The sequence below is a fragment of the Nodosilinea sp. LEGE 07298 genome (assembly GCF_015207265.1).
Taxonomy (GTDB): Bacteria; Cyanobacteriota; Cyanobacteriia; order Phormidesmidales; family Phormidesmidaceae; genus Nodosilinea.
Map to the genome: position 1 here is coordinate 1 of NZ_JADEXE010000449.1, position 3,910 is coordinate 3,910.

Consider the following 3,910-nt stretch of genomic DNA (forward strand, 5'->3'; position numbering starts at 1 on the left):
TCCTACCCATCAACCCTCCCACTCATCCACCCTCCTACCCATCCGCCCCTAATACCCCTATGCAAAACCTCCCCTCCTCCTCCCGCTGGGCTACCTGGTTCAATGGCAGCACCGTAGTACGCCTGCTTGAAATGGTTCAAGACGTAATTGTGATTTCGCTGTGCATTGGGCTGTTCAGCTTTATGGTGATGCAGCTGCGCGAGATGTTTCTTTCCCTACTGCCGCCGCTCAATTTTCCAGAAGTAACCTCTGACATTCTGTTTCTGCTGATTTTGGTTGAGCTGTTTCGGCTGCTGATTATTTACCTGCAAGAGCATCGAGTATCGATTGGGGTAGCGGTCGAAGTGTCTATTGTGTCGGTGCTGCGAGAAATTATTGTGCGCGGCGTGCTCGAAACGCCGTGGATTCAGGTGCTGGCTTGCTGTCTGTTCTTGGTGGTGCTGGGTGGGTTACTGGTGGTACGGGCCTGGATTCCACCCACCTTCGATGGCGTTGACCCAGAACAGGAGATTTCGCGTCGCCACCGCATTCGCTTTGCCCAAGACCTGGCCGAAATGGGTGCGGTCAAGTCTTCCATTGATTGATCAGGTTCACTCGTCAAGCCAAAATCCCCAATCCAAAATCCAAATTGCTCTAGCTCACCCTACTCGCGCTTTTCCCATGACTCTAACCACCCCCCTAGCTTCTCGCTCAACTCCGGTGCGGCCTCGCGATGTGCAGGTCGCGACCATTGGCCCTCAGACTCAGGTACTGCGATCGCGCACCTGGGACCGGCTCAAGTTTGAGGTGGAATACAGCCGCCAGCAAGGCACCACGGCTAATGCCTACCTGATTCAGGCCGATAAGATTGTTCTAATCGACCCCCCCGGCGAGTCGTTTACCGACCTCTTTTTGAGCGAACTACAGCACCAGGTCGATCTAGGGCAGATCAATTACATCATCACTAACCACGTCAACGCCAACCGGATGGCGACTCTGACCCGGCTGCTGGATTTGGCCCCCCAGGCTCAGATTGTCTGTTCGCGGGCGGCGGCTAACACCCTCAAGCTGGCCCTGGGCGATCGCGCCGATTGCCTTTACCCGGTGCGCTCTGGGGAAACGCTGGATTTGGGTCAGGGCCATGTTTTGGAGTTTATGGGCGTACCCACGCCGCGCTGGCCCGATGGGCTGTGCACCTACGATATGGCCAGCCAGACGCTCTTTAGCGACAAGCTGTTTGGCATGCACCACTGCGATGATGCCCTGTGGGATGAGCAGTGGCGGCAGCTAGAGGACGATCGCCGCTACTATTTTGACTGCCTGCACAGCCCCCAGGCCAAACAGGTAGAAACCGCCCTGGATCTAATCGATGCTCTACCGCTCAAAACCCTGGCCCCTGGCCACGGCCCTCTGGTGCGCTACAGCCTCAGTCGGCTGCGGCAGGACTACCACCAGTGGTGTCAGCAGCAGGCCCAGCAGACGCTGCGGGTGGCACTGCTCTATGCCTCGGCCTATGGCAACACCGCCCAGCTGGCGAATGCGATCGCCCAGTCCCTGACCGCTGCCCAGATCGCCGTGGAGGCGATCAACTGCGAACAGGCCGACCCCAATACCCTGGTGGATATTCTCAGCCAGTGCGATGGTTTCATCATTGGTTCTCCTACCCTGGGTGGCCATGCCCCCGTACAAATTCAAACCGCCCTGGGCCTGATTTTGGCCAATGTGCCGAAAACCAAGCTGGTGGGGGTGTTTGGCTCCTATGGCTGGAGCGGCGAAGCGATCGATGAGCTAGAGCAAAAGCTCAAAGATGCCAACTATGCCTTTGGCTTTGAGCCCCTGCGGGTGCGCTTTAGCCCCGATGCGGCGGCTTTGGAGGATTGTGCTGTGGCAGCAACTCAATTCGCCCAGCGCCTGCGCAAGCGCCAGAAGCAGGGGGCACGACCTGCGATCGCCGAAGCCCACAGCGATCGCACCGCCCAGGCCCTGGGGCGGGTGATTGGGTCGCTCTGCGTGGTTACCACCCAGGTCGATGGCCTTCACGCCGGGCTGCTGACCGCCTGGGTCGCCCAGGCCAGCTTTAGCCCCCCCGGTCTGATGCTGGCCCTACCCAGGGATGCCGCCGAAACCAGTCAACTCCGCCCCGGCACTAGTTTTGTGCTGAATATCCTCAAGGAAGGGCGATCTGTACGGCGGCATTTCTCCGCCCAGTATTGTTCGACCACCGCCTTTGACCATCTGTCCTTTGATCTGTCCAGCAACGGCTGCGTCATTCTCACCGAAGTCTTGGCCTATGTGGAATGCACTGTAAAAGAGCAGTCCTCCGCGGGTGACCACCTGCTGATCTACGCCACGGTGCAGCAGGGTGAACTGCTCGCCCCCAGCGGCATGCCCGCTATCAACCACCGCAAATCGGGGCATCAGTACTAGCTCAGCGCCAGATTCCCTATCCCCATCCCCACCCATCAACCGCTATGCACAAACAACTTCAACGCACCACCCAAGAAGGCTGGGCAGTCCATGTCTACAACTGCGATCGCCGCCTGCTCTGCACCCTCGAACCGTCCCACGGTTGGGCCTTTGCCGCTGGTCTGGCCCTCGGCCTGATGCTGGCTATTATCGGCTACAACCTGCCCCACGCGCCCGCTGTGGCAACACCGCAGCCCCCCGAACCAGAAATTGTGGCACCGCTGCAAATCGACTAGCGATCCAGACTCTGGGTTGGCGTCGGTTCAGGTGGATTCCCCTACTACGCAATGACCATCCACCAGTGTCACAGAAAAGCCATGGGAAGCCGGTCTTATACCAAATCCTATCTATATACCCCCGCTTTGTAGGGGCATTGCACTGCAATGCCCCTACGAGGTATCGGTTTCGAATCGGGGTTGTGTGATTCGGATTTAGTATTAGCACTGCGTAGGCCTCTTTATCAGTGCTTTTCGGAGAAAAAACAGGTAAGAAAACCTGATGAATGATAACAAGAGTTTATATGAAAAACCTCTAGTCATTTGCTTGAATTATCACTAAGCTGAAGACAGCTCAACTACAGCACAGGAGACCATCCACCATGAGTTTGACCACTACCCTATCTGCCCAAAACACTGCTATCCAGCCCACCCTGGAATCTCGGTTGCAAGTTTCCCTTGAGCACGCTCGCCGCCTGACCGCTCTGTACGGCACTGACCATGTTGACGTTGCGATCGCCTGGGAAACCGTCGAAGAACTCTCGAACGCCAATAGTTGCCGGCGTGTTCAGCAATCGGCCTTTGCCCGCTACTGCGAGGCCCATCCCGATGCTCCGGAGTGCCGAATTTACGAAGACTAGCAGCGGTCTTCGATTATCTGCGTTGTCCCTCACACCGTCTCACACAGCTCAAGCGGGAACTCCGGTTCCCGCTTGAGCTGTGCCTAAATATTGGCCCAAGCTGGGTCGCGGTAGAGCCCTAGGCTGCCCCGGTTAGCTGCGCCCTAGAGGCAGCACCGCACGGTTCACCACACGAAATTGGCGATCGGGCTTTAGTTGGTGGAGTGCCGCTGTATTTCTCAAGCAAGATTAATCAAATCTATTGCAAAGACTCTATTAGATAAGGCTGGCTTATTTTTTGCATCGAAAATTGCAGTGGAGTTTTGCTGTTTTCGGTGATCTACAGCGCGAAAAAAGAATATAGACTTAATACCATGAAGAGATGACACAGGATTTACAAAACTAAATCCTGTGCATCCAGCCGGGGCCAACCCCAGATTCTTCCACCATCCACCCACTTTATTTACAGCGCTCTTGACCCAGGGGCGTTGCAAGGAGGTCTTATGTCAGATTTTTCGAGAGTCACCCGTCGTAAGTTTCTGGCTACTGCCGGGGTATCGGCAGCAGGCGCAGTATTCCTAAAAAGCTGTGCTGGCAACCCCCCTTCAGCCACCGCCCCAACCGCAACGA

5 protein-coding genes are annotated in these 3,910 nt (G+C 56.5%); all 5 read left to right on the plus strand.

Going from position 1 to position 3,910, the window contains the following annotated elements:
• The first annotated feature begins 59 nt into the window (after window positions 1-59).
• Complete coding sequence (locus IQ273_RS31435) at window positions 60-584, plus strand: phosphate-starvation-inducible PsiE family protein (protein ID WP_194027017.1); 525 nt, start codon at window positions 60-62, stop codon at window positions 582-584.
• Window positions 585-660: 76 nt separating this feature from the next.
• The gene (locus tag IQ273_RS31440; RefSeq protein WP_194027018.1) at window positions 661-2,406 is read left to right on the plus strand and encodes a diflavin flavoprotein; all 1,746 of its coding nucleotides are present in this window, start codon (window positions 661-663) and stop codon (window positions 2,404-2,406) included.
• Window positions 2,407-2,450: 44 nt separating this feature from the next.
• Complete coding sequence (locus IQ273_RS31445; protein WP_194027019.1) at window positions 2,451-2,681, plus strand: hypothetical protein; 231 nt, start codon at window positions 2,451-2,453, stop codon at window positions 2,679-2,681.
• A gap of 362 nt (window positions 2,682-3,043) precedes the next feature.
• A complete protein-coding gene (locus tag IQ273_RS31450; RefSeq protein ID WP_194027020.1) occupies window positions 3,044-3,301 on the plus strand; it encodes a Calvin cycle protein CP12 in 258 nt (85 codons plus the stop codon).
• Between the two features lie 482 nt (window positions 3,302-3,783).
• Window positions 3,784-3,910, plus strand: a 127-nt coding sequence (locus IQ273_RS31455) for a twin-arginine translocation signal domain-containing protein (protein ID WP_194027021.1), incomplete at its 3' end; no start/stop codon positions are given.

Excerpts from the sequence above, each read along its gene's own strand:
- IQ273_RS31445 (WP_194027019.1), top strand. The coding sequence starts at position 2,451 with ATGCACAAACAACTTCAACGCACCACCCAAGAAGGCTGGGCAGTCCAT.
- IQ273_RS31435 (WP_194027017.1), top strand. The coding sequence starts at position 60 with ATGCAAAACCTCCCCTCCTCCTCCCGCTGGGCTACCTGGTTCAATGGC.
- IQ273_RS31450 (WP_194027020.1), top strand. The coding sequence starts at position 3,044 with ATGAGTTTGACCACTACCCTATCTGCCCAAAACACTGCTATCCAGCCC.
- IQ273_RS31440 (WP_194027018.1), top strand. The coding sequence starts at position 661 with ATGACTCTAACCACCCCCCTAGCTTCTCGCTCAACTCCGGTGCGGCCT.